Origin of the sequence: Serratia sp. BNK-17 (assembly GCF_048684935.1) — a bacterium.
GTDB lineage: Bacteria > Pseudomonadota > Gammaproteobacteria > Enterobacterales > Enterobacteriaceae > Serratia > Serratia nematodiphila.
The window spans coordinates 938,577-963,650 of the sequence record NZ_JBLQTR010000001.1 but is presented as its reverse complement, the minus strand read 5'-3'; the positions used below and the strand labels follow the sequence as shown (position 1 = coordinate 963,650).

23 protein-coding genes and 1 other annotated feature are annotated in these 25,074 nt (G+C 59.9%); of the genes, 13 read left to right on the top strand and 10 right to left on the bottom strand.

The features are described from left to right. Window positions 1-47 precede the first annotated feature (47 nt). Window positions 48-953, top strand: coding sequence for an AraC family transcriptional regulator (locus ACMGF7_RS04690; RefSeq protein ID WP_164095532.1), 906 nt, complete (start codon window positions 48-50; stop codon window positions 951-953). Window positions 954-993: 40 nt separating this feature from the next. Here the strand turns inward: ACMGF7_RS04690 and ettA are convergent, their stop codons facing one another. The 4 genes from ettA to ACMGF7_RS04670 form a co-directional block, all read right to left on the bottom strand. Further along, a complete protein-coding gene (ettA, locus tag ACMGF7_RS04685; RefSeq protein WP_273874875.1) occupies window positions 994-2,661 on the bottom strand; it encodes an energy-dependent translational throttle protein EttA in 1,668 nt (555 codons plus the stop codon). A gap of 142 nt (window positions 2,662-2,803) precedes the next feature. Beyond that, on the bottom strand, window positions 2,804-3,301 hold the full coding sequence (locus ACMGF7_RS04680) for an OmpA family protein (RefSeq protein WP_049241960.1): 498 nt from the start codon (window positions 3,299-3,301) through the stop codon (window positions 2,804-2,806). Window positions 3,302-3,339: 38 nt separating this feature from the next. Continuing rightward, window positions 3,340-4,587: a diguanylate cyclase domain-containing protein gene (locus ACMGF7_RS04675; RefSeq protein ID WP_049241962.1), complete on the bottom strand. Its 1,248-nt coding sequence runs from the start codon at window positions 4,585-4,587 to the stop codon at window positions 3,340-3,342. After that, complete coding sequence (locus tag ACMGF7_RS04670; RefSeq protein ID WP_049241963.1) at window positions 4,584-5,195, bottom strand: YfiR family protein; 612 nt, start codon at window positions 5,193-5,195, stop codon at window positions 4,584-4,586. The genes ACMGF7_RS04675 and ACMGF7_RS04670 overlap by 4 nt, the downstream gene beginning before the upstream one ends. Window positions 5,196-5,828: 633 nt before the next feature. Here ACMGF7_RS04670 and sltY point away from each other — a divergent pair. Continuing rightward, complete coding sequence (gene sltY, locus ACMGF7_RS04665) at window positions 5,829-7,757, top strand: murein transglycosylase (protein WP_049241965.1); 1,929 nt, start codon at window positions 5,829-5,831, stop codon at window positions 7,755-7,757. A gap of 54 nt (window positions 7,758-7,811) precedes the next feature. Continuing rightward, complete coding sequence (trpR, locus tag ACMGF7_RS04660; protein ID WP_016929152.1) at window positions 7,812-8,141, top strand: trp operon repressor; 330 nt, start codon at window positions 7,812-7,814, stop codon at window positions 8,139-8,141. An 11-nt stretch (window positions 8,142-8,152) separates the two neighbouring features. Here the strand turns inward: trpR and yjjX are convergent, their stop codons facing one another. Then, on the bottom strand, window positions 8,153-8,671 hold the full coding sequence (yjjX, locus tag ACMGF7_RS04655; RefSeq protein WP_004933015.1) for an inosine/xanthosine triphosphatase: 519 nt from the start codon (window positions 8,669-8,671) through the stop codon (window positions 8,153-8,155). 101 nt (window positions 8,672-8,772) lie between these two features. On the opposite strand from yjjX, the gene gpmB reads away from it, so the two are divergent. Next, a complete protein-coding gene (gene gpmB / locus ACMGF7_RS04650; protein WP_273874877.1) occupies window positions 8,773-9,420 on the top strand; it encodes a 2,3-diphosphoglycerate-dependent phosphoglycerate mutase GpmB in 648 nt (215 codons plus the stop codon). Here gpmB and robA read toward each other — a convergent pair. Then, window positions 9,417-10,286, bottom strand: coding sequence for an MDR efflux pump AcrAB transcriptional activator RobA (gene robA, locus ACMGF7_RS04645; RefSeq protein ID WP_015376605.1), 870 nt, complete (start codon window positions 10,284-10,286; stop codon window positions 9,417-9,419). The two genes, gpmB and robA, sit on opposite strands and share 4 nt — an antisense overlap. A gap of 342 nt (window positions 10,287-10,628) precedes the next feature. Here robA and creA point away from each other — a divergent pair, with 342 nt between their 5' ends. After that, the gene (gene creA / locus ACMGF7_RS04640) at window positions 10,629-11,108 is read left to right on the top strand and encodes a protein CreA (RefSeq protein ID WP_004933005.1); all 480 of its coding nucleotides are present in this window, start codon (window positions 10,629-10,631) and stop codon (window positions 11,106-11,108) included. A gap of 51 nt (window positions 11,109-11,159) precedes the next feature. On the opposite strand, the gene arcA is transcribed toward creA, so the two are convergent. Beyond that, complete coding sequence (gene arcA / locus ACMGF7_RS04635) at window positions 11,160-11,876, bottom strand: two-component system response regulator ArcA (RefSeq protein WP_004933003.1); 717 nt, start codon at window positions 11,874-11,876, stop codon at window positions 11,160-11,162. A 629-nt stretch (window positions 11,877-12,505) separates the two neighbouring features. Here arcA and ACMGF7_RS04630 point away from each other — a divergent pair. The 5 genes from ACMGF7_RS04630 (at window position 12,506) to thrC (ending at window position 18,237) form a co-directional block, all read left to right on the top strand. After that, the gene (locus ACMGF7_RS04630; protein ID WP_049241970.1) at window positions 12,506-13,192 is read left to right on the top strand and encodes a tRNA/rRNA methyltransferase; all 687 of its coding nucleotides are present in this window, start codon (window positions 12,506-12,508) and stop codon (window positions 13,190-13,192) included. A gap of 194 nt (window positions 13,193-13,386) precedes the next feature. Next, entirely contained in the window at window positions 13,387-13,473 is an 87-nt protein-coding gene (thrL, locus tag ACMGF7_RS04625) for a thr operon leader peptide (protein ID WP_071525951.1), read from the top strand. Next, window positions 13,412-13,529: a sequence feature (Thr leader region), on the top strand. (Overlaps the previous gene by 62 nt.) Before the next feature lie 24 nt (window positions 13,530-13,553). Further along, on the top strand, window positions 13,554-16,013 hold the full coding sequence (gene thrA, locus ACMGF7_RS04620; protein ID WP_049241972.1) for a bifunctional aspartate kinase/homoserine dehydrogenase I: 2,460 nt from the start codon (window positions 13,554-13,556) through the stop codon (window positions 16,011-16,013). Window position 16,014: 1 nt separating this feature from the next. Next, window positions 16,015-16,944, top strand: a complete 930-nt coding sequence (thrB, locus tag ACMGF7_RS04615) for a homoserine kinase (RefSeq protein WP_004932993.1) — start codon at window positions 16,015-16,017, stop codon at window positions 16,942-16,944. A gap of 3 nt (window positions 16,945-16,947) precedes the next feature. Beyond that, entirely contained in the window at window positions 16,948-18,237 is a 1,290-nt protein-coding gene (gene thrC / locus ACMGF7_RS04610; RefSeq protein WP_049241975.1) for a threonine synthase, read from the top strand. Window positions 18,238-18,283: 46 nt separating this feature from the next. On the opposite strand, the gene yaaA is transcribed toward thrC, so the two are convergent. Next, window positions 18,284-19,060, bottom strand: coding sequence for a peroxide stress protein YaaA (gene yaaA, locus ACMGF7_RS04605; protein ID WP_049187968.1), 777 nt, complete (start codon window positions 19,058-19,060; stop codon window positions 18,284-18,286). 105 nt (window positions 19,061-19,165) lie between these two features. Continuing rightward, complete coding sequence (locus tag ACMGF7_RS04600) at window positions 19,166-20,602, bottom strand: alanine/glycine:cation symporter family protein (RefSeq protein ID WP_021505370.1); 1,437 nt, start codon at window positions 20,600-20,602, stop codon at window positions 19,166-19,168. A gap of 383 nt (window positions 20,603-20,985) precedes the next feature. Between ACMGF7_RS04600 and tal the strand changes: the two genes are divergently transcribed. The 3 genes from tal (at window position 20,986) to ACMGF7_RS04585 (ending at window position 24,109) form a co-directional block, all read left to right on the top strand. Then, the gene (gene tal, locus ACMGF7_RS04595; protein ID WP_004932982.1) at window positions 20,986-21,939 is read left to right on the top strand and encodes a transaldolase; all 954 of its coding nucleotides are present in this window, start codon (window positions 20,986-20,988) and stop codon (window positions 21,937-21,939) included. A gap of 150 nt (window positions 21,940-22,089) precedes the next feature. Then, window positions 22,090-22,677: a molybdopterin adenylyltransferase gene (gene mog / locus ACMGF7_RS04590; protein ID WP_015376607.1), complete on the top strand. Its 588-nt coding sequence runs from the start codon at window positions 22,090-22,092 to the stop codon at window positions 22,675-22,677. Between the two features lie 124 nt (window positions 22,678-22,801). Beyond that, window positions 22,802-24,109, top strand: coding sequence for an MFS transporter (locus ACMGF7_RS04585; protein ID WP_164095536.1), 1,308 nt, complete (start codon window positions 22,802-22,804; stop codon window positions 24,107-24,109). 44 nt (window positions 24,110-24,153) lie between these two features. On the opposite strand, the gene satP is transcribed toward ACMGF7_RS04585, so the two are convergent. Then, complete coding sequence (gene satP, locus ACMGF7_RS04580) at window positions 24,154-24,753, bottom strand: acetate uptake transporter (protein ID WP_015376609.1); 600 nt, start codon at window positions 24,751-24,753, stop codon at window positions 24,154-24,156. Between the last annotated feature and the right edge of the window lie 321 nt (window positions 24,754-25,074).

Sequence of the window (25,074 nt, the reverse complement as noted above, 5' to 3'; positions counted from 1 at the left end):
CGCATCGCGCGGGTTATGCTCTTGAAAGATCCTTACGGGGAGGGGATATGGATCCTTTATCGGAAGTGCTTGCGCCATTGAACAGCCAGAATGCGTTTTTCGGCGGCCTGAAGGCCGGCGGCGACTGGGCCGTTCATTTTCCCGCTCCGCAAGGCGGGAAGTTCAACGCGGTGGTGCGCGGCGGCTGTTGGCTGGCGGCGGAAGGGCTGGCCGAACCGCTGTGGCTGGCGGCCGGCGACTGTTTATTGCTGACTCGCAGCCTGCCGCTGACCGTCGGCAGCGACTTGTCACTGCCGGCGCTCGACGCCGACGCGCTCTATCTGCAGGCGAAAAACGGCATGGCGAGCTGCGGCGAGGGGGAAACGTGCCTGTTTATCGGCGGCCGCTTTAGCTTCGGCGAAGAAGTGGAACGGCTGTTTGGCAGCCTGCCCGCGCTGATGGTGATCCGCGGGGGCACGGAAGAGGCGGCCGTGTTGCAATGGGCGTTGCAACGGCTGGCGGATGAGCTGGTTAGGCCTTCGCCGGGCAGTACGTTGATGACGCATCATCTGGGGCAAATCATGTTGACCCAGGCGCTGCGGATTTACCTGATGGGGGAGGAGAGTGCGGCGTCGGGTTGGCTGCCCGCCTTGTTCGATCCGCGCATCGGTGCTGCGATGCAGGCGGTGCACGCCGATCCCGCCCGGCGCTGGACGGTGGCGGCGTTGGCCGACGCGGCGAGCGTTTCCCGTTCGACGTTGGCGCTGCGCTTCAAGCAGAAAGCCGGCATGGCGCCGCTTGAGTACGTGTCGCGCTGGCGCATGTTGCTGGCGGCGCGGGCGCTGCGTACCGGCGGTGAACCGGTATCTGCCATCGCTCAGCGTTTGGGGTATGAGTCCGATAGCGCGTTCAGCCATGCGTTCAAACGCGTGATGGCGTGTTCACCGCGCGACTATCGCCGGGCGCGGGCATAAAGCGGGCATAAAAAAGGCGCCGCATGCGGCGCCTTGGGTATTACTTGGCGATCTTTTTGTACTTGATGCGGTGCGGTTCGAGCGCGTCGGCGCCCAGCGTACGCTTCTTGTACTCTTCGTACTCGGTGAAGTTGCCTTCGAAGAATTCCACCTTGCCCTCGTCCTGGTAGTCCAGGATGTGGGTGGCGATACGGTCGAGGAACCAACGGTCGTGCGAGATCACCATGGCGCAGCCAGGGAATTCCAGCAGGGCATTTTCCAGCGCGCGCAGGGTTTCGATATCCAGGTCGTTGGTCGGTTCATCGAGCAGCAGTACGTTGCCGCCAACCTGCAGCAGCTTGGCCAGATGCAGACGGCCACGCTCACCGCCGGACAGCTCGCCCACGCGTTTGCCCTGATCGACGCCCTTGAAGTTGAAGCGGCCGACATAGGCGCGGCTTGGCATCTCGGTGTTGCCGATGCGCATGATGTCCTGCCCGCCGGAGACTTCTTCCCACACGGTTTTCGAACCGTCCATGTTGTCGCGGAACTGATCGACGGACGCCAGCTTGACGGTGTCGCCCAGCACGATGCTGCCTGAATCAGGCTGCTCCTGGCCGGACATCATGCGGAACAGCGTGGATTTACCCGCGCCGTTCGGGCCGATGATGCCGACGATCGCGCCTTTCGGCACCGAGAATGACAGGTCGTCGATCAACAGGCGCTCGCCATAGGACTTACGCAGGTTGCTGACTTCGACCACTTTATCGCCCAGGCGTGCGCCAGGCGGAATGAACAGTTCGTTGGTTTCGTTACGTTTCTGGTATTCGGTGTTGTTCAGCTCTTCAAAGCGGGCCAGGCGGGCCTTGCCTTTGGACTGACGGCCTTTGGCGCCCTGACGCACCCACTCCAGCTCTTTCTCGATCGACTTGCGACGAGCGGCTTCGGCGGACGCTTCCTGTGCCAGACGCGCGTCTTTCTGCTCCAGCCAGGAGGAGTAGTTGCCTTCCCATGGAATGCCTTCACCGCGGTCAAGTTCGAGGATCCAGCCGGCCACGTTATCCAGGAAGTAACGGTCGTGGGTGATCGCTACCACGGTGCCTTCGAAATCGTGCAGGAAGCGTTCCAGCCAGGCCACGGACTCGGCGTCCAGGTGGTTGGTCGGTTCGTCCAGCAGCAGCATGTCCGGCTTTTCCAGCAGCAGGCGGCACAGCGCGACGCGGCGGCGTTCACCACCGGACAGGTGGGCGATTTTGGCGTCCCAGTCCGGCAGGCGCAGCGCATCGGCGGCGCGTTCCAGCTGGGCGTTGAGGTTGTGACCGTCGTGCGCCTGAATGATCTCTTCCAGGCGACCCTGTTCGGCGGCCAGCTTGTCGAAGTCTGCGCCTTCTTCCGCGTACAGCGCGTACACTTCGTCCAGGCGTTTCAGCGCGCCGACCACTTCCGCCAGCGCTTCTTCCACCGACTCACGCACGGTGTGTTCGAGGTTAAGCTGCGGCTCCTGCGGCAGGTAACCGATCTTGATGCCCGGTTGCGGGCGCGCTTCCCCTTCGATATCGGTATCGATGCCGGCCATGATGCGCAGCAGGGTAGACTTACCGGCGCCGTTCAGACCCAGCACGCCGATTTTGGCCCCAGGGAAGAAGCTCAGGGAGATGTTTTTCAAAATATGACGCTTCGGCGGTACCACCTTGCCGACGCGGTGCATGGTATAGACGTATTGAGCCACGTTGCTCTAAGCCTCTCTATATCAGTATTTATAGGATGTCTGGCGGCATGAGTGTAGCCCGTTTCGATCTCGGATCCCAGACATCGCTCAGCGATCGCTAAGTATAACCGTTTATGCGCCGGTAAAGGCGCATATTGGTGGCTTATGGCGTGACGACGATCGCGACGCGGCGGTTTTCCGCGCGGCCGCTGGAGGTGCGGTTATCGGCAACGGGATCGCGTTTGCCCATGCCGCGGGTTTCGATATTGGCGCGCGGAATGCCGACATTGGCCAGCAGATCGGCCACCGCATCGGCGCGGCGCAGGGAGAGCTGGTCGTTGTAACTGTCTTCACCGTAGTTGTCGGTATGGCCGTCCAGGCGGAACTTGGTGATGCCGACGCTCAGCAGCGCACGACCCATCTTCTGCACCGTCTCGGTGCTTTCCGGGTTCAGCTTGCCGATATTGTTGCCGAACAGCACTTTATCCGACAGGCCGAACTCCCAGCCGTTATCGGTCAGTTTGAAGCCCTGCGATTGCAGCAGTGCGACCTGCTCGGGCGTCAGGCCCTGCGGTTTGCTCTGGCAGCCGGCGAGCGTCAGCAGCGCGACGAACACCGCCGTCAGCAGTGAAAAACGACCTTTAAACAGTTGCTGTATCATAGTCAAAATCCCTAGTTCAAGTGTTATAGCCGGGGCTCTTATTTATGTATAGCCAGCCGCCAGCCTCCGTTATAACGATGCTTTGCTTGATACATTGCATCGTCAGCTTCGTGCAAAAGACCCTGAGGCGTCGACGCGTGATCAGGGTACAGCGCAATACCGATACTCAGAGAGGTCACGACCGCCTCGTCGTTCGGCAAAATGACCGGTTGCGTCATGCAATCAATGATATTGTCGGCGATCTGCAAGACATCTTCCGTGCTGTGTACCGGCGCCAGCAGCACGGCGAATTCATCCCCTCCCAGACGCGCGACCAGATCGGTCTCGCGCAGTTGTGCGCGAATGCGCCCGGCAATGGTAGTCAGCACCGCATCGCCTGCGGCATGGCCGTAACTGTCGTTCACCTCCTTGAAACGATCGCCGTCGATAAACAGCACCGCCAATTTCGCCGGCGATTCGACATCGCCCAGCGCCCGGCTCAGCCGCCCTTCGAAGAAGGCGCGGTTCGGCAAACCGGTCAGACTGTCGTGCGTAGCCCGGTGAGCCAGCGAGTCGTTCTCCTGCTTCAGATGGGCCTGCCAGGCCTCCAGCTCGTCGAGCAAGCCGTTGAAATCGTTGCTGAGCTCATGCAGCTCGGCGATAGGCGCCGACGGCACCCGCAGGCCGAAGGTGCGATCGCGGCGCACCGCATGCGCCACATTGGCGATGTCGTCCAGCGAACAGACGATGCCGACCAGCATGCGGCGCGACAGCACCAGGGCGCACAGGGTGCTGAGCACCAGGCAGGCGATCATGCCGACCATGCCGCGCAACAGGAAACGCAGCAGGCTGCCGCCGTTGCCGCTCAGCCAGACCTGGCCGACCTGCTTGCCTTCGTGGATGATAGGCAGAATGACCGGCTCAGGCAGAGCCCAGTGTGCGACGATCTGCTCCAGGCCGTGCAGCGGTCCATCGGTGGGATGGCGCCAGTTGGCCAGCATTTTGCCGTTGTTGTCGAGGATCCGCGCGTCCGATACCTCTTCGTTGGAGGCGATCAGCATCAGCGCCTCGCGCGCGGCAGTGCGGTCTTCAAACACCACGGCGGCCTCGACGGTATAGCTGATGGAGCGCGCGATCAGGTGCAGGTTGTGATTGGCATAGGCGCGCAGCGCAAACAGCGCCACCAGCGTCAAAAAGATGCCGGCGGTGCCGACGGCGATCAACGCCAGCCCAAGATGCACTCGCTGCAGCACTCGGCCCAGCGTCGGGCGCGCATTGCCGGAGCGGTTTCTACGCAACAGCCTCATAGCGGCGGCGCCTGTTTGCGTGCCAGCTGCAGCACGTTGGGATGAACGCGCACGCCGCTGCGCGCCAGAGCGTCCAGGTTGACCTTGAAACTGGTCTGATCCCCATCGAACTGCAGGCAAAATGCGCTGCCGGCGGAGCATTCACTGTCGTTCTCGCTGATGCTGAGAATGGCGTTGCCGGAAATGCGCTGCATGAAATTTTGACGTTGCGCGGCGGTGATGCTTCCTAAATAAATGACGTCGCAACTGCTCCCCAGCGTTGGGCTATCGAGCGGCACGCGCTCGGTTTTGATCGGCCGCGGCGCACTGAGCAGGATCGGATCGAACAGGCCCTCGGCATAGCGGGTCGATGCGGTCACGCACAAGCGGATCGGATTGGGTTCATGCGGCCAACGGGCGTAGCTGATGATGCCGACCACCACGGTGGTTACGGCGTGGGCTCGCTGTTGAGAGGGCGCATCGTCGGCGCGCGCCTGCGCAGGCAGCGCCAGCAATATCGACAAAATGAACAGCAGCAGACGGCCAATATTCAGACGAGCGACAAGGAAGCCCGGCGCGGGGCTTGTTGCGCAACTCGTCAATATCGAGGCATCATTCGCCATTTTCACCCGCCACTCCTGCCTAATCCACCACCCGCAGGCCGTGGCCTGACAAGGAAAAATCCAGCCGCTTGAAGGAATAATCGTTTTGCTGAACGCTGTCAGTCACACTGTCTAATGAACACTATCTAAGCCATAATTGGCGCGGATTGTAATATAAGATGCCTTTGTTGAGTGCTGAGTATTCTGATTTCTCAGAATTCTCTTACATCATTTTGACAGTATAAAAACGCAAGGCGGGGTTTGCCACCGCTTTTCGACAGCGTTGGCGTGTTGAGCGGGCAGTAAGGCATTCTGCGCACCGCCAGACGGGGTTTTGGAATGTTCTGTAATAGAGCGGCTAATAATTCAATGATACTTCCTTGCGGAATAATTATTATGGCAGCTAATAAAAATCCGGCTGACGAAAATAGCCGGGCGTCCTGATTTGTCAGCCTAAGTAAACGTTTTTTACCTGGCTCCCGCCATGGCGATACACTTCTTCTTCTACAGTATTGAATGGATGGGCGATCGCGCTGTCTATGGTAGATATCTGCGTCCGGGCCGTGCGCCCGGCTTTATTTTGTCCCGCGGCGCCGTGGCGCGGCGGTCACCGGGGAGCTGGGCGGCTCCTGCGGCACAACCTGTGAGGAAAGAGCGAGGATGGTCAAGGTGGACAAGCGACGGCTGTTGGCGATGGGGCTGTGCCTGACGGCGTTTTCTGGCGCGGCGCTGGCGGATTCTCTGGATGCGCAGCGTCAGCGCTACCAGCAGATCAAGCAGGCGTGGGACGGCAATCAGATGGACGTGGTGGCGCAGTTGATGCCGACGCTGCGCGATTACCCGCTTTATCCTTATCTGGAATACCGCGAGCTGACTCAGGATTTGAGCCAGGCGGGATTCTCCGAGGTGAACGACTTCATCAAGCGCAATCCGACGCTGCCGCCGGCGAAATCACTGGCGCCGCGCTTCGTCAATGAACTGGCGCGTCGCGAAGACTGGCGCACCCTGTTGGCTTTCAGCCCGCAGCCGCCCAAACCGGTGGCGGCGCGCTGCAACTATTACTACGCCAAATGGGCCACCGGCGATCAGCAGGCGGCCTGGAGCGGCGCTGACGAGCTGTGGCTGAACGGCAAAACGCTGCCGGGCGCCTGCGATCGGCTGTTCAGCGTCTGGCGCGGCGCAGGCAAGCAGACCCCGCTGGATATTCTGGCGCGCATGAAGCTGGCGCTGAAAGAGGGCAACAGCTCGCTGGTCAGCAACCTCTACAGCCAGCTGCCGGCCGATTATCAGACCATGGGCAACGCCCTGGTGCGCTTGCAAAACGATCCGACCACCGTGGAAGCCTTCGCCCGCAGCGTTGGGCCGACTGACTTTACCCGCGCCGCTACCGGCATCGCCTTTGAACGCCTGGCGCGGCAGGATGTGGAAAACGCGCGGGCGATGATCCCGACGCTCGCGCGGCTGCAGAAAATGAGCGACGACGAACGGCTGGGGTTGGAAGAGGCGGTGGCCTGGCGCCTGATGGGCAGCGACGCTACCTACGAGCAGGCGCAGTGGCGCGATCAGGTGATTCTGCGCAGCCGTTCGCCTTCGCTGTTGGAGCGCCGAGTACGCATGGCGTTGGGCTATGGCGATCGGCAGGGCGTCGCGACCTGGCTGGCCCGCCTGCCGGAAGAGTCGCGCAACAAGGATGAGTGGCGCTACTGGCGCGCCAGTCAACTGATGGACGAAGGCAAACGCGCCGAAGGCGAGGAGATGTTGCGTAACCTGATGACCGAACGCGGCTTCTATCCGATGGTCGCGGCGCAGAAGCTGAACGCCACTTATCCGGTGATGGTGGCGGTGGCGGCCAAGCCGCGCACGTCGCTGGTCGACGGGCCGGAGGTCGCCCGGGTGCGCGAGCTGATGTACTGGAATATGGATAACCTGGCCCGCAGCGAGTGGGGCTCTTACGTCGCCAGCCGCAGCCGGCCGGAACAAGAAGCGCTGGCGCGCTACGCCTTTGAGCAAAAATGGGCCGATCTGAGCGTGCAGGCGACCATCGTCGGCAAGCTGTGGGATCATCTGGAGGAGCGCTTCCCGGTCGCCTGGCCGCAGGAGTTCCGCCGCGCGACCGATGACAAGGGGATCACCACCAGCTACGCGATGGCGATCGCGCGTCAGGAGAGCGCCTGGAATCCGAAAGCGCAGTCGCCGGTTGGCGCTACCGGCCTGATGCAGGTGATGCCGCGCACCGCGCAGCATACGGTGCAGATGTTCAATATTCCCGGTTACGTCGGCCCGAGCCAGCTGTTCGATCCACAGACTAACATCACCATCGGCACCAGCTATCTGGAGTCGGTCTATCAGCAGTTCGGCCGCAACCGCATCCTGTCGAGCGCCGCCTATAACGCCGGCCCGTCGCGGGTGAACACCTGGCTGGGCAACAGCGCGGGGCGGATCGATCCGGTGGCGTTCATCGAAAGCATCCCGTTCTCGGAGACCCGCGGCTACGTCAAGAACGTGCTGGCTTATGACGCGTTTTACCGCTACCTGACGCATCGGCCGGCCAAGGTGCTGACCGACGCCGAGTGGCAGAGACGTTATTGATTTTGACGGCCCTATGGTATGCTGCTGTACTAGTTAAATAGTATGGTGGCTGCCATGACGCAATTATCGTTAAACGACCCCGCTCTTTCAGAACAAGGCAATGAGGATTGGCTGCGCTTCGTCGCGCTGCTGCAGAATTCGTTTGCGCAAGAACTGCATCAACCGCTGTTGCAGCTGATGCTGACGCCGGACGAACGCACCGCGCTGGGCACCCGGGTACGGATCATTCAGGAATTGATGCGCGGCGAGATGAGCCAACGCGAGCTGAAAAATGAACTGGGCGCGGGGATCGCCACCATCACCCGCGGTTCAAACAGCCTGAAAGCGGCGTCGCCCGCGCTGAAACAGTGGCTTGAGCAGCAGCTGCTGCACGATGCGCCCTAGCAGGCTCTGCGCTATTGCTGATAGATGGCGTTGTGGAACGGCACCAGCGCCAGCAGCAGCGCCTGGTGGTAAACGCTGGTGCGGCTCAGCCGGCCGTCGGTGAAGACGCCGATGGCGCCGCCCTGGCGCTTCACCTCGGCATTGCCGGTGATCGCCGCCATTTCGCTGCCCAATTCGCGACCGGCGCGAATACCTTGTAAGATGACCTCCGGCAGCATCAGGCTCGCCGAGCGGGATTCGCCGCGGATGTGCGGGTTCTCGATGGTCATCCAGGCGAAGGTCATATTCTCTTCAATCCCGGCTTCCACGCCGACCCAAAAATCGGCCTCGGGCCTGACCTGGCGCGCTTCCATGACGCGTTGACGCGAGCCGGTGCGGGTTTCGTGATTGCCTATCGGCTGCAGCGAGACACCGCTGGCGACGTCAACGGATTCAATGCGGTATTGGCCTGCGCCAAAGACGTCATCGAAGGCCAGTTGAATAGCCTTGATCTTTGCCGGGTTGGTAGTTGCAGCGACAACATGGTACATAACGGGTTTGATATCCTTCTGGCCGATACGCCGGGCAGCGGCAAAAGCGCCACCGGGCCGGGGATAAATGCAAATTTCACGCAGTATAACGGAAAACAAAAATGTTACAGGTATACCTCGTTCGCCATGGCGAAACGGAATGGAACGCGGCTCGCCGCATCCAGGGTCAGTCCGACAGCCCGTTAACCACCATGGGTGAACACCAGGCCCGTCTGGTCGCCAGGCGCGTCAGCAAAGAAGGCATTACGCACATCATTACCAGCGATCTGGGGCGCACGCGCCGCACGGCGCAGATCATCGCCGACGCCTGTGGCTGCGAAGTGATTAGCGATCCGCGTTTGCGTGAGCTGCACATGGGGGTTCTGGAAGAACGCCTGATCGACAGTTTGACGCCGCAGGAAGAGCAGTGGCGCAAACAGATGGTCGATGGTACTCCTGACGGCCGAATCCCTCAAGGCGAATCCATGGAGGAGCTGGGCGAGCGCATGCGCGCCGCGCTGGAGAGTTGCCTGATGCTGCCTGAAGGCAGCAAGCCGCTGCTCGTCAGTCATGGTATCGCGTTGGGGTGTTTGATCAGTACGGTGCTGGGGCTGCCGGCCTATGCGGAACGCCGCCTGCGCTTGCGCAATTGCTCACTGTCGCGCGTTGATCACCAGCAGAGCCCGTGGCTGGCATCCGGCTGGATCGTGGAAACGGCGGGCGATGTCACGCATTTGGACATGCCCGCGTTGGACGAACTGCAGCGTTAACGCCGAATCGGGATCAGGTAATCGCACTTGATCTCGATAGGTGCCTGATGCGGACGGCGCTCGCCTTTCGGATAGAAGCGCTCGATGTCGTGCCCTTTGCGGCGCGTCAGCTGGAGCGCCGGCAGGCAGGTGCCGTAGACCGTCAGAATAAAGTCTTGCAGTCCCTCGGTGGGCCCTTCGTAGCTGAACATCGCAAACTCACCGCCCGGCAACACCAGCGGCTGGCCTTCCTGTACCTTGTCAGGCACCTGATCCGGCTCCAGCGCCGTGGTGTACAGCACTTCCTGTTCGTCATCCTTCTCCTGGCTCGGTCGCGAGTGGTGCAGCCCGTACAGCACCGGCGGCAGGGTTTCGACGTCACCGAGGAACTGACGCCAGAACTGTGAGCGCAGTTCGGTGCGCACGGTGGTGATCTGTTCCAGCGTACAGGAGTAGCTTTGGGTCAGGCCGACCAGCTGCTTGTCCGGCAGCGAGACAAATTCCGGCTGCGGCAAGGTGAAGGCCCCCAGACGGATCGGCGGACAGATGCCGAATGCATTCCAGTCTTCGGCGCGGCGGTACAGCGCCGGCGTTTGCGCAAACTGTTTTTTGAAGGCGCGGGTGAAGGTCTGCTGCGAGTCGAAGCGATATTGCAGGGCGATATCCAAAATCGGCCGGCTGGTCAAACGCAGCGCGACGGCGGCTTTGGACAGCCTCCTTGCCCGGATGTAAGCACCGATGGCGTTACCGGTAATATCTTTGAACATCCGTTGCAGATGCCATTTGGAGTAGCCTGCCTTGGCCGCCACGTTATCCAGCGACAAGGGTTGGTCCAAATGGCTTTCCAGCCAGCTAAGCAGATCACGAATGATACCGGCTTGATCCATAGATCTTCCTCGTAAAGCTTGGGGGTAGGAACCCGAACTGTTGATTCGTCACGCTGGTGCTGCGCTATCAGACCGATCCATGAGCCATTATGCGTTGCACTCTTTGCCTCTGCTGCGCATGCCGCGCCAGAGTTGGATTGGGGTACACCGTAGTGGGCGCAAAGAAATAACGACGCCGCATCATAGCAATTTTTTTACTCCGCGACTCTCAAAGATTTTTGTCACGCTCTGTGCTAAAACGGACGGTGCGGACCCGTAAAAAACCGATTCCGTGAGCTTAGACATAAATAATGGCGACCGCCGAATCTATTTTTGCGGCAAGGTTATACCGGAGTTAAGTAAATGAAAAAAAGCTGGATATTTTTATTCGGTTTGGTTTGCGCAACCGTTGGCAGCGCGCAGGCGGAGCAGGTGGGCTCCGTTGATACGGTGTTTAAATTGTTGGGGCCGGACCACAAAATCGTGGTGGAAGCGTTCGACGATCCGGATGTTAAAAATGTAACTTGTTATATCAGCCGCGCCAAAACCGGCGGCATCAAAGGCGGCCTGGGGCTGGCGGAAGACACCGCCGACGCGGCCATTTCCTGCCAGCAGGTGGGGCCTATCGAGCTGAGCGACAAGATCAAAAACGGCAAGGCGGAAGGCGATGTGGTGTTCCAGAAACGCACCTCGCTGGTGTTCAAGAAGTTGCAGGTGGTGCGCTTCTATGACGCCAAGCGCAATTCGTTGATTTACCTGAGCTACTCCGACAAGGTGATCGACGGTTCGCCGAAGAACGCGTTGAGCGCGGTGCCGATCATGCCATGGGCTGAGACGAAATAAAAAAACGGGGTTCAGCATGCTGAACCCCGTTTTCATGACGGCAGGCCGGAATTACTCTTCCAGATCGCCGCAGAAGCGGTAGCCTTCGCCGTGAATGGTGGCGATGATTTCCGGCGTATCCGGCGTCGATTCGAAGTGTTTGCGAATGCGACGGATAGTGACGTCCACGGTGCGGTCATGCGGCTTCAGCTCGCGGCCGGTCATTTTCTTCAGCAGTTCGCCGCGCGACTGGATCTTGCCCGGGTTTTCGCAGAAGTGCAGCATGGCGCGGAATTCGCTGCGCGGCAGCTTGTACTGTTCGCCGGCCGGGCTGATCAAAGAGCGGCTGTTGATGTCCAGCTCCCACCCGTTGAACTTGTAGCTCTCGACCAGACGGCGCTCTTCGCCGAGGCTGCCCAGGTTCATGGTGCGCGACAGCAGGTTGCGCGCGCGGATGGTCAGCTCACGCGGGTTGAACGGCTTGGTGATGTAATCGTCGGCGCCGATTTCCAGGCCGAGGATTTTGTCCACTTCGTTATCGCGACCGGTCAGGAACATCAAGGCGACGCTGGCCTGTTCACGCAGTTCGCGCGCCAACAGCAGGCCGTTTTTGCCTGGCAGGTTGATGTCCATGATGACCAGATTGATATCATTTTCAGACAGGATATTGTGCATCTCTGCACCATCATTGGCTTCATGAACAATGTAGCCTTCCGCCTCGAAAATGCTCTTCAGGGTGTTACGAGTGACTAACTCGTCTTCGACAATCAGAATGTGCGGGGTCTGCATATTTGCTACCTAAAATTGCCAACAAAATAGAAAATCGGAAGTACAGAAGTCTTTGTTTTCTTAGAGGAGGGCAGAGATAGCGCCACGTTCCCTCTCAGCAAATGACTAAAGTACGTAAACTCGTTCTTGATGCACTTTCCATCTCATGTCAACAAGATCGCTAGCCTGGTGGGGATGCTGTTCCCTACAACCCCTTGGGTGCCGAAACGGCGCATATCCTAACCCCATTAACAGCAATATAACAGCGCGTGCCGAATTCATCACCCAACAAAACTACGCTTTGTTGACATATATCAAATTCAATTGTAGCACGTTAACAGATTTGTGAAAAACACTTACAGAAATGCCAGTTTAAGTCACAGAACCTCAAATTCTGTGAACGATTCAGCATTCTCCGGCACGATAGGATACAATTATTCGCTTATTGATCATCGCATTGTTTTAACTTATTGATAAATAAAAGCAGTAAAACATAAGCGCGAATAATGACTATTACGACGGGTTTATTAGTTCAACGAGCCGTTTAATCTTGTTTGTTGCTATTAACGCGTTTATTGTTGCGTAATTGTAAATATAAGCGGGCGCTGCGCCATCGTCAAAAACGCAGGCCCGCCTTCGGTGGAAGAGTCATGCAGCTTCATATTGTTTTAGTGGCTCCGGCGCGGCCGGAAAATGTCGGCGCGGCGGCGCGCGCGATGAAAACCATGGGCTTCACGTCGTTGCGCATCGTCGACAGCGAAGCGCACCTGCAGCCGGCGGCGCGCTGGGTGGCGCACGGTGCTGGTGAGATCCTCGACGGCGTGCAAACGTTCGCCACGCTGGAACAGGCGCTGGCGGGCGTGGATTTTACCGTCGCCACCACCGCCCGCAGCCGCGCGCGCTTTCACTACTACTGCACGCCGCCTGAGCTGCTGGAACAGCTGAGCGAGCGTAAGCAGTGGGTCGGCCAGGCCGCGCTGGTGTTCGGCCGCGAAGATTCCGGCCTGACCAACGAAGAGCTGGCGCTGGCGGACTTGCTGACCGGCGTGCCGATGCAGGCGGATTACCCGTCACTTAACCTGGGCCAGGCGGTGATGGTGTACTGCTACCAGTTGGCGAGCCTGATGGGCGTCAGCACGCCGCAGGAAAAGGTGGCGTCGGAAGGGCAACTCAAAGCGCTGCGCCACCGCGCCGATGCCTTGTTGAACGCGTTGGAGGTCGGCGATGACCAAAAATTGCGCGATTGGCTGCATCAGCGCCTCGGGGCGTTGCAACAGCGAGACACGGCGATGTTGCATACGCTGCTGCACGACATCGAAAAAAAACTCGCCAAGTGATAACGGCTCCATCAGACGGTTACCCAGCGTGATCCACTAGTAAATCGGCTTTAAGTTGTTTTTTTGTTCTGTCGTTTTGCTTTTCACCTGTTGCATCGCGCATTACCGCCGCTGAACGGAAAATAAGCAAAAAAAAGAAATAGTTTGACTTGGGATAGCGATTGCTTTAACCAATAGAGGGGACAGAATATTTCATGAGACAGACAGACAACATGCGCAACATCAGCCTGAAAACCACAATTATTACCACCACCGATACCACAGGTAACGGGGCGGGCTGACGCGCACAGGAAACACAGAAAAAAGCCCGCACCTAATCAGTGCGGGCTTTTTTTTCGGCTTAAATTCGGAGAGATCACACATGCGAGTGCTGAAATTTGGCGGAACCTCGGTGGCGAATGCGGAACGTTTTCTGCGCGTCGCCGACATCATGGAGAGTAATGCGCGTCAGGGACAGGTAGCCACGGTCTTGTCCGCCCCCGCAAAGATCACCAACCATCTGGTGGCAATGATCGACAAAACGGTGGCGGGCCAGGACATTCTGCCGAATATCAGCGACGCCGAGCGGATCTTTGCCGACCTGCTGAGCGGGCTGGCGCAGGCGCTGCCGGGCTTTGAATACGATCGTTTGAAAGGCGTGGTCGATCAGGAGTTCGCGCAGCTCAAACAGGTGTTGCACGGGGTCTCGCTGTTGGGGCAGTGCCCGGACAGCGTCAACGCGGCGATCATCTGCCGCGGCGAAAAGCTCTCCATCGCCATCATGGAAGGGGTGTTCCGCGCCAAGGGTTATCCGGTCACGGTGATCAACCCGGTGGAGAAACTGCTGGCGCAGGGCCACTACCTGGAGTCTACCGTGGATATCGCCGAGTCCACGCTGCGCATCGCCGCCGCGGCGATCCCGGCCGACCACATCGTGCTGATGGCCGGTTTCACCGCCGGTAACGACAAGGGTGAGCTGGTGGTGCTGGGCCGCAACGGCTCCGACTATTCCGCCGCGGTGCTGGCCGCCTGCCTGCGTGCCGACTGTTGCGAAATCTGGACCGATGTCGACGGCGTGTATACCTGCGATCCGCGCACCGTGCCGGACGCCAGGCTGCTGAAATCGATGTCGTACCAGGAGGCGATGGAGCTTTCCTATTTCGGCGCCAAAGTGCTGCACCCTCGCACCATCACGCCGATTGCCCAATTCCAAATCCCTTGCCTGATAAAAAACACCTCCAACCCGCAGGCTCCCGGCACGCTGATCGGCAAAGACAGCACCGATGCCGATATGCCGGTGAAAGGTATCACCAACCTGAATAATATGGCGATGATCAACGTCTCCGGCCCGGGCATGAAAGGCATGGTCGGCATGGCTGCGCGGGTGTTCGCCGTGATGTCGCGCGCCGGCATTTCGGTGGTGTTGATCACCCAATCCTCTTCCGAATACAGCATCAGCTTCTGTGTGCCGCAGGGCGAACTGCAGCGCGCCCGCCGCGCGCTGGAGGAGGAGTTCTATCTGGAATTGAAAGATGGCGTGCTGGATCCGCTGGACGTCATGGAGCGCCTGGCGATCATCTCGGTAGTCGGCGACGGCATGCGCACCCTGCGTGGCATTTCCGCGCGCTTCTTCTCCGCGCTGGCGCGCGCCAACATCAATATCGTCGCCATCGCCCAGGGCTCTTCCGAGCGTTCAATCTCGGTGGTGGTCAGCAATGATTCCGCCACCACCGGCGTGCGCGTCAGCCACCAGATGCTGTTCAACACCGATCAGGTGATCGAAGTGTTCGTCATCGGCGTCGGCGGCGTCGGCGGGGCGCTGATCGAGCAGATCTACCGCCAGCAGCCGTGGCTGAAGCAAAAACATATCGACCTGCGGGTGTGCGGCATCGCCAACTCGCGCGTGATGCTGACCAACGTGCACGGCATCGCGCTGGACAGCTGGCGGGACGAGCTGGCCGGCGCGCAGGAGCCGTTCAATCTCGGCCGCCTGATCCGGCTGGTGAAGGAGTATCACCTGCTGAACCCGGTGATCGTCGACTGTACCTCCAGCCAGACGGTGGCCGATCAGTATGTGGACTTCCTGGCGGACGGCTTCCATGTGGTAACGCCGAACAAAAAGGCCAACACCTCGTCGATGAACTATTATCAGCAGCTGCGCGCCGCCGCCGCCGGTTCGCACCGCAAGTTCCTCTATGACACCAACGTCGGCGCCGGTCTGCCGGTGATCGAGAACCTGCAAAACCTGCTGAACGCCGGCGATGAGCTGGTGCGTTTCTCCGGCATCCTGTCCGGTTCGCTGTCCTTTATTTTTGGCAAGCTGGATGAAGGGCTGTCGCTGTCGGCGGCGACTCTGCAGGCCAGAGCCAACGGCTACACCGAGCCGGATCCGCGCGACGATCTGTCCGGTATGGACGTGGCGCGCAAGCTGCTGATCCTGGCGCGCGAAGCCGGTTACAAGCTGGAGCTGAGCGATATCGAGGTCGAGCCGGTGCTGCCGCCGTCCTTCGACGCGTCGGGCGACGTGGAGCATTTCCTGGCGCGGCTGCCGGAACTGGATAAAGAGTTCGCGCGCAACGTGGCCAATGCCGCCGAGCAAGGCAAGGTGCTGCGCTATGTCGGCCTGATCGACGAAGGGCGCTGTAAGGTGCGCATCGAGGCGGTGGACGGCAACGATCCGTTGTATAAAGTGAAGAACGGCGAGAACGCGCTGGCCTTCTACAGCCGTTATTATCAGCCGCTGCCGCTGGTGCTGCGCGGCTACGGCGCCGGTAACGATGTGACCGCAGCGGGCGTGTTCGCCGATCTGCTGCGCACACTGTCATGGAAGTTGGGAGTTTAATATGGTTAAGGTGTATGCACCGGCCTCGATCGGTAACGTCAGCGTCGGTTTTGATGTGCTGGGCGCGGCGGTTTCGCCGATCGACGGCACGCTGCTGGGCGACTGCGTCAGCGTGGAAGCCGCCGAGACGTTCAGTCTGCAAAACGCCGGGCGCTTCGTCAGCAAGCTGCCGGCCGAACCGAAAGAGAACATCGTTTATCAATGCTGGGAGCGTTTCTGCCAGGAGATCGGCCGCGAAGTGCCGGTGGCGATGCGGCTGGAAAAGAACATGCCGATCGGATCGGGGCTGGGCTCCAGCGCTTGTTCGGTGGTGGCCGGGCTGATGGCGATGAACGAATTTTGCGATCGCCCGCTGGATAAGACGACGCTGCTCGGCCTGATGGGCGAGCTGGAAGGCCGCATTTCCGGCAGCGTGCATTACGACAACGTGGCGCCCTGCTATCTGGGCGGCCTGCAGCTGATGCTGGAAGAAGAAGGCATTATCAGCCAGGAAGTACCGTGCTTTGACGATTGGCTGTGGGTTATGGCCTATCCGGGCATCAAGGTCTCCACCGCCGAAGCGCGCGCCATTTTACCCGCGCAGTACCGCCGTCAGGATTGCATCAGCCACGGCCGCTATCTGGCCGGCTTTATTCACGCCTGCCACACCCGGCAGCCGCAGCTGGCCGCCAAATTAATGCAGGACGTGATCGCCGAGCCGTACCGCACCCGGCTGCTGCCGGGCTTCGCCGAAGCGCGCAAGGCGGCGCAGGAGATCGGCGCGCTGGCCTGCGGCATCTCCGGCTCCGGCCCGACGCTGTTCGCCGTCTGCAACGACGGCGCCACCGCGCAACGCATGGCCGCCTGGCTGCAACAACACTATCTGCAAAACGACGAAGGTTTTGTTCATATTTGCCGTCTGGATACCGCAGGCGCTCGACTATTGGGATAACGCATGAAACTGTACAACCTTAAGGATCACAACGAGCAGGTCAGCTTCGCGCAGGCGATCAAACAAGGCCTGGGCAAGCAGCAGGGGCTGTTCTTCCCGCTGGAGCTGCCGGCGTTCGAACTGACCGAGATCGACCAGCTGCTGGAGCAGGACTTTGTCACCCGCAGCAGCCGCATTCTTTCGGCCTTTATCGGCGAAGAAGTGCCGGAGGCGGCGCTGAAGAAACGCGTGCAGGCCGCCTTTGAGTTTCCGGCGCCGGTAGCGAAAGTGACGGAAGACGTCTCCTGCCTGGAGCTGTTCCACGGCCCGACGCTGGCGTTCAAAGACTTCGGCGGCCGCTTTATGGCGCAGATGCTGGCGGAAGTGGCCGGCGATCAGCCGGTGACCATTTTGACCGCCACCTCCGGCGACACCGGCGCCGCCGTGGCGCATGCCTTCTACGGCCTGAAAAACGTACGGGTGGTGATCCTCTACCCGCAGGGCAAAATCAGCCCGCTGCAGGAAAAGCTGTTCTGCACCCTGGGCGGCAATATTCACACCGTGGCGATCGACGGCGACTTCGACGCCTGTCAGGCGCTGGTAAAGCAGGCGTTCGACGATCAGGAGTTGAAAGACGCGCTGCACCTGAACTCGGCCAACTCGATTAACATCAGCCGTTTGCTGGCGCAGATTTGCTACTACTTCGAAGCGGTGGCGCAGCTGCCGCAGGAAGCGCGCAATCAGCTGGTGATTTCGGTGCCGAGCGGCAACTTCGGCGATCTGACCGCCGGGCTGCTGGCCAAATCGCTGGGCCTGCCGGTGAAGCGCTTCATCGCCGCCACCAACGCCAACGACACCGTGCCGCGCTTCCTGAGCAGCGGCCAGTGGCAGCCGCACGCTACGGTCGCGACGCTGTCCAACGCCATGGATGTCAGCCAGCCGAACAACTGGCCGCGCGTGGAAGAGCTGTTCCGTCGCAAGGTCTGGCAGTTGAAAGAGCTGGGTCACGCGGCGGTCAGCGACGAGACCACCAAAGACACGATGCGTGAGCTGGCCGAGCTGGGCTATATCTCCGAACCGCACGCGGCCATCGCCTACCGCGCGCTGCGTGACCAGTTGCAGGAAGGGGAGTTCGGTCTGTTCCTCGGCACTGCGCATCCGGCCAAGTTTAAAGAGAGCGTGGAAGCCATCCTCGGCCAGGAACTGCCGTTGCCGAAAGCGCTGGCGCTGCGGGCCGATCTGCCGCTGTTGTCGCACACGCTGCCGGCCAGTTTCGGCGAGCTGCGCACGTTCCTGATGGCGCTGCCGGCCTGAAGTTCGGCAGATTAAAATGCGAAAAGCCGTCGCAAGACGGCTTTTTTTATGCCTGCTCCGGGCGTTTGAATACCAGTTCATTGCCCTGCGAGGCGGCTTCGTCGAAGGCGTAGCCTTCCAGGTTGAAGTCCACCAGCTGTTCGCTGCGCGTCAGGCGGTTTTTGATGATAAAGCGGCTCATCAACCCGCGCGCTTTCTTGGCGTAGAAGCTGATGACCTTGAACTTGCCGTTCTTCTCGTCGAGGAACACCGGTTTGATCAGCGAGCCGTGCAGCTTGGCCGGCTTCACCGCTTTGAAATACTCGTCGGAGGCCAGGTTGACCACCACGTCGTCGCCCTGTTGCTCCAGCGCTTCGTTGAGCTTTTGGGTGATCTGATCGCCCCAGAAACTGTACAGATCTTTGCCCTTCGGGTTTTCCAGCTTGATGCCCATCTCCAGCCGGTACGGCATCATCAGATCGAGCGGCCGCAGCACGCCATACAGGCCGGACAGCATGCGCAAATGCTGTTGGGCGAAGTCGAAATCGGCTTCGTTGAAATCCTGCGCCTGCAGGCCGGTATAAACATCGCCCTTGAACGCCAGCAGCGCCTGGCGGGCATTGTCCGGGGTAAATTTCGGCTGCCATTCGCTAAAGCGCGCGGCGTTCAGCCCGGCCAGCTTGTCGCTGATGCTCATCAGGCTGGCGATTTGCGCCGGCGTCAGCGCGCGGCAAATTTTGATAAGCCGCTGAGACTTGTCCAGCAGTTCGGGCTGCGTGAAGCGTTCTGTCGCCAGCGGGCTGTCGTAATCGAGCGTTTTTGCAGGGGAAATAATAACGAGCATGGCCAGATCCTGTTTATCCAAGTGCGCATACTGTAGCAAAAAGCGCGGAAAAAAGGGGCAATCGGTCCAATAGGCGGGGCGTGCATCGCACACGCCCCGGAATACTCAGCGCGGCGGCGGCTTGTCGTCCCACACGCCCGGCTCCAGCTGCGATTTCAGCTCCGGGTAGCGGTTGGCATCGAAGGTCGGCAGCTTGCCCAGGCGGCGCTGGCGGTGGTAGTCGTCGGCCAGCTTCAGCGCGACCCGCGACAGCAGCAGGATCGCCGTCAGGTTGGTGATCGCCATCAGCGCCATGGAGGTATCCGCCATTTTCCACACCAGCGGCAGCTCCGCCAGCGCGCCGAACATCACCATGCCCAGCGCCACGCAGCGGAAAATCAGCAGGCCGCCCGGATGATTGTGTTCGAGGAACACCAGGTTGCTCTCGGCATAGGCGTAGTTGGCGATGATCGAGGTAAAGGCGAAGAAGAAGATGGCGATAGCGACGAACGGCGTGCCCCAACTGCCGACGGCGGTCGACAGCGCGCGCTGGGTCAGATCGATGCCGCTGATGCTGTCGGTCGGCTGATCGAGAATGCCGGAGGAGAGGATGATCGCCGCGGTGGCGCTGCAGATGACGATGGTATCGATAAACACCCCGAGCATTTGCACGTAGCCCTGCGAAGCGGGATGCGGCGGATAAGGCGAGGCGGACGCCGCCGCGTTGGGCGCCGAACCCATGCCGGCTTCGTTGGAGAACAGGCCGCGCTGTACGCCCTGGGTCATCGCCTGGGAGATGCCGTAACCGACGGCGCCGGCCGCGGCTTCCTGCAGGCCGAAGGCGCTTTTGAAGATCAGCGCCAGGATCGCCGGCATGTGTTCGATGTTATGGCCAATCACCCAGAGGGCCAGCAACAGGTAGGCACCGGCCATCAGCGGCACCACCAGTTCGGCCACTTTGGCGATGGAACGGATGCCGCCGAAGATCACCACGCCGCTCAGCAGCACCAGACCGATGCCGACGTGCAGCGGCTGTAAGTGGAAGGCGACGGCGGAAGCTTGCGCGATGGAGTTGGCCTGCACGGCGTTGAACACCAGACCGAACGCGATGATCAGGAAGATCGAGAACAGCACGCCCATCCAGCGCATGCCAAGGCCTTTTTCCATGTAATAGGCCGGGCCGCCACGGTAGTTGCCGTTATCGTCTTTGGTTTTATAGAGCTGAGCCAGCGAGCTTTCCACAAATGAGGTGGCCATGCCGATAAACGCCACCACCCACATCCAGAAGATGGCGCCGGGGCCGCCGGCGGTCAGGGCGATGGCGACGCCGGTCAGGTTGCCGGTGCCGACGCGCGCTGCCAGCGTGGTGCACAACGCCTGGAAAGAGGAGATGCCGGCGCTGTCGCTTTTATTGCTGTTTTTCAACACCGAGAACATGTGGCTGAAGTGGCGGAGCTGGATAAAGCGGGTGCGCAGCGTGAAGTAAATGCCGGTGCCGAGCAGCAGATAAATCAGCACCGACCCCCACAAAATGTTGTTTATAAAATTCATCAGGTCCGTCAATGGATCCCTCCTCTTATCGAAATTTAATGCGCACCTTGCAGCATCCACCGCAGGTGAAAAACATTGGCCTATTTTTTACAAGAGCTTAGCTGGAATCTGTCCGGCGTCAGTCGATTAAGATTTTTCGCAGATTAGCGGACGAATTGCATCAATTTTTTCGAATTTAACATAATTTATTCGGACAATAGCACGTTATTGCCTTTCCATCCGCTCGGTAATGGCGAAAGATATCGGCGTAAACGGTTGCTCGCCCAAGGATAAAACAGATGCTTGTGCGCCGCGGTTTTCCAGCCTTGCACCGGGCTTGGCGCATGTTATTATCAGGGTAGGGCATGGTTGAACAATGCCAAAAGTTCATGCACAAACGATGAGATAATGCCAACATGACCGACAAATTAACTTCCCTGCGCCAGCTGACCACGGTGGTTGCAGATACGGGTGATATCGCGGCAATGAAGCTGTATCAACCGCAGGACGCCACAACCAACCCTTCGCTGATCCTCAATGCAGCCCAAATTCCTGAATACCGCAAACTGATTGACGAAGCCATCGCCTGGGCGCGCGGCCAGAGCAGCGATCGCGAGCAGCAAATCGCCGATGCCGCCGACAAGCTGGCGGTCAACATCGGTCTGGAGATCCTCAAACTGGTTCCGGGCCGCATCTCCACCGAAGTGGATGCACGCCTGTCTTACGACACCGTTGCCAGCGTGGCCAAGGCCAAGCGCCTGATCAAGCTGTACAACGAAGCCGGCATCAGCAACGATCGCATTCTGATCAAACTGGCCTCGACCTGGCAGGGCATCCGCGCGGCGGAGCAGCTGGAGAAAGAAGGCATCAACTGTAACCTGACGCTGCTGTTCTCCTTCGCTCAGGCTCGCGCCTGTGCCGAAGCCGGCGTTTACCTGATCTCGCCGTTCGTCGGCCGTATCCTCGACTGGTACAAAGCCAACGGCGACAAGAAAGAGTTCGCCCCGCACGAAGATCCGGGCGTGATCTCCGTGACCGAAATTTACCAGTACTACAAACAACACGGTTACAACACCGTGGTGATGGGCGCCAGCTTCCGCAACGTCGGCGAAATCATCGAGCTGGCCGGCTGCGACCGCCTGACCATCGCCCCTGCGCTGCTGAAAGAGCTGGCGGAGAGCGAAGGCGCGCTGGAGCGCAAACTGTCTTATACCGGTGAAGTGAAGGCGCGTCCTGCCGCACTGACCGAACCTGAGTTCTACTGGCAGCACAACCAGGATCCGATGGCGGTCGAGAAACTGACCGACGGCATCCGCAAGTTCGCCGTAGACCAGGGCAAACTGGAAAAAATGATCGCCGACCTGCTGTAATTCCCGCAGATCGCGCAGTAAAAAGGTGGCTCAGGCCACCTTTTTTATGCCCGACGCCCCTGCCGGCGGGGGAAGCCCTTATACTCTCGGCAATGACAACAGAACGGGGGACGAGCCCGTTCGGACCCCATCAGGCTGTAGAGGTTACGCATGGATATTTTACGTATTGGTTTGGTTTCCGTTTCCGACCGCGCTTCCGGCGGCGTTTACCAGGATAAAGGCATTCCGGCGCTGGAGGAGTGGCTGGCCGGCGCGCTGGCGACGCCCTTCAAGCTGGAAACCCGGCTGATCCCCGATGAGCAGACGCAAATTGAACAGACGCTGTGCGAGCTGGTGGACGAAATGGGCTGCCATCTGGTGCTGACCACTGGCGGCACCGGGCCGGCGCGCCGTGATGTCACCCCCGACGCCACGCTGGCGATCGCCGATCGCGTGATGCCCGGCTTCGGCGAGCAAATGCGTCAGATCAGCCTACACTATGTGCCAACGGCAATTCTTTCTCGCCAGGTGGGGGCGATCCGCAAACAGGCGCTGATCATCAACCTGCCCGGCCAACCGAAGTCGATCAAGGAAACGCTGGAAGGGGTAAAGGATGAGCAGGGCAATGCGGTGGTGCACGGCATCTTCGCCAGCGTGCCTTACTGCATTCAGCTGCTCGACGGGCCTTACGTCGAAACGCATGCCGCAGTGGTAGCAGCATTTCGGCCAAAGAGCGCGCGTCGCGAGATAAACCTCTAAATTTCAGCAATCTGCGAGATCGGCTTCAACCCGTCTGGTGTGAAAATAATTTGCCGCTATAGTAAGGATTCTTTTACAGAAAGCCTGCGGCTTTTATTTTTACAGCCTTTACCGACGGTGCCCTATGCCTCACGACACTAATCGCCGGCTGAACCGGCAAGACTACAAAACGCTGACGTTGGCCGCGTTGGGCGGCGCGCTGGAGTTTTACGACTTCATCATCTTCGTGTTCTTCGCCGCCGTGGTCGGCGATCTGTTCTTCCCGGCGGACATGCCGGAATGGCTGCGGCTGGTGCAAACCTTCGGCATCTTCGCCGCCGGCTATCTGGCCCGCCCGCTGGGCGGCATCGTGATGGCGCACTTCGGCGATCTGGTCGGCCGCAAAAAGATGTTTACCCTGAGCATTCTGCTGATGGCGTTGCCGACGCTGGCGATGGGCCTGCTGCCGACCTACGCCAGCATCGGCATCGCCGCGCCGCTGTTGCTGCTGCTGATGCGCGTGCTGCAGGGGGCGGCGATCGGCGGTGAGGTGCCGGGCGCCTGGGTCTTCGTCGCCGAACACGTGCCGCGCCGGCGCATCGGCTTCGCCTGCGGCACGCTGACCGCCGGGCTGACGGTGGGCATCCTGCTGGGCTCGGTGGTGGCGACGGTGATCAACACCACGCTCAGCCCGCAGAGCATAGCCGGCGGCGGCTGGCGCATTCCATTCCTGCTTGGCGGCATGTTCGGCCTGGTGGCGATGTACCTGCGCCGTTGGCTGCAGGAAACGCCGATCTTTATCGAGATGCAGGCGCGTAAAGCGCTGGCCGAGGAGCTGCCGCTGAAATCGGTGGTGCTCAACTACAAACGGGAAGTGGCGGTGTCGATGCTGCTGACCTGGCTGCTCTCCGCCGGCATCGTGGTGGTGATCCTGATGACCCCGACCTATCTGCAAAAGCAGTTCGGCATCGCGCCGGCCTTAACGCTGCAGGCCAACAGCATCGCCACCATCATGTTGATCGCCGGCTGCATCGTCGCCGGTTTGTCGGCCGATCGCTTCGGCGCCAGCAAAACGCTGGTGGCCGGCAGTGTACTGCTGGCCGGCTGCAGCTGGCTGTTCTATCAGACGGTGGGCGTGCGCCCGGAAATGCTGTTCGCCTGTTATGCTCTGGTGGGGTTCAGCGTAGGCGTGGTGGGGGCCGTACCGTACGTGATGGTGCGGGCATTCCCGGCGGAAGTGCGGTTTACCGGTATCTCGTTCTCATATAACGTCTCGTACGCTATTTTTGGCGGTTTAACCCCTATTTTTGTGACGCTGATCATGAAATTAACCCCGTTAGCGCCCGCTTACTATGTGTTGGCGCTGTCGCTCATCGGGCTGCTGCTCGGTGTCTACCTGCATCGTGACCTGAACAGCGAAGCCGGGGAGCGGCGAGCCGACTCCTACAGCTAAAAAAAAGCCCTGCAGTGCAGGGCTTTTTCATCAGGGGCGGGCGATTACGCCGTGACCGGTGAGGCCGCGACGCGCGCCGGAGCCGGTTCGCCAATCGGCAGCACGGTGCGGCCATACTGCTCGTTGAGTACTTCGGCCATCGCCAGGTAAATGGCGCTGGCGCCGCAGATAATCCCTTCATAGCCGGCGAAGGTCAGCAGCGTGTGGTTGCCGGTGATGTTGCCGACGGCCAGCAGGGCGAACAGCAGCGTCAGGCTGGCGAACACGAACTGCAGCACGCGGTTGGCGCCCAGGGTGCCGAAGAACATGAACAGGGTGAAGACGCCCCACAGCGCCAGGTAGATGCCCAGCACGTGGGCTTCGGTGGCCTCTGCCAGGCCCAGACGCGGCAGCAGCAGCAGGCCGACCAGGCTCAGCCAGAAGCTGCCGTAGGCGGTGAAGGCGGTCATGCCGAAGGTGTTGCCCTTCTTGTACTCCAGCAGACCGGCCAGGATCTGGGCCAGGCCACCGAAGAAAATCCCCATGCTGATGATGGCGGAGTTCAGTGGAAAAAAGCCCGCGTTGTGCAGGTTCAGCAAGACGGTGGTCATCCCGAAGCCCATCAGGCCGAGAGGGCCGGGATTCGCCAACTTGTTGGTGTGCATAAGTCCTCTGCGATAACAGAAAATTAACGGAAACAGCGAATTAAAATCATAAATGGTCTGAATGGCCAAAAAATCGAAGTTTTCCATCAGAGCGCGCGCATCATAATGATCCCCGCAACCGGAAACAATGATCTGAATGACGATAAAAAAAGAAATTTTTTTCGCCTTGCCCCTTGATGCCGGGTTGGATGGCCCCATCTTATTTGCAACCGCAGCTGCTAACCGCGGGTCGCACTGAGATATCGGGCAGTTGAAAAGCAAAAAATCGCCCGCATATAGGTTAGCAACCTGACTGATTATGAATTTTTTAGTGGAGACGTT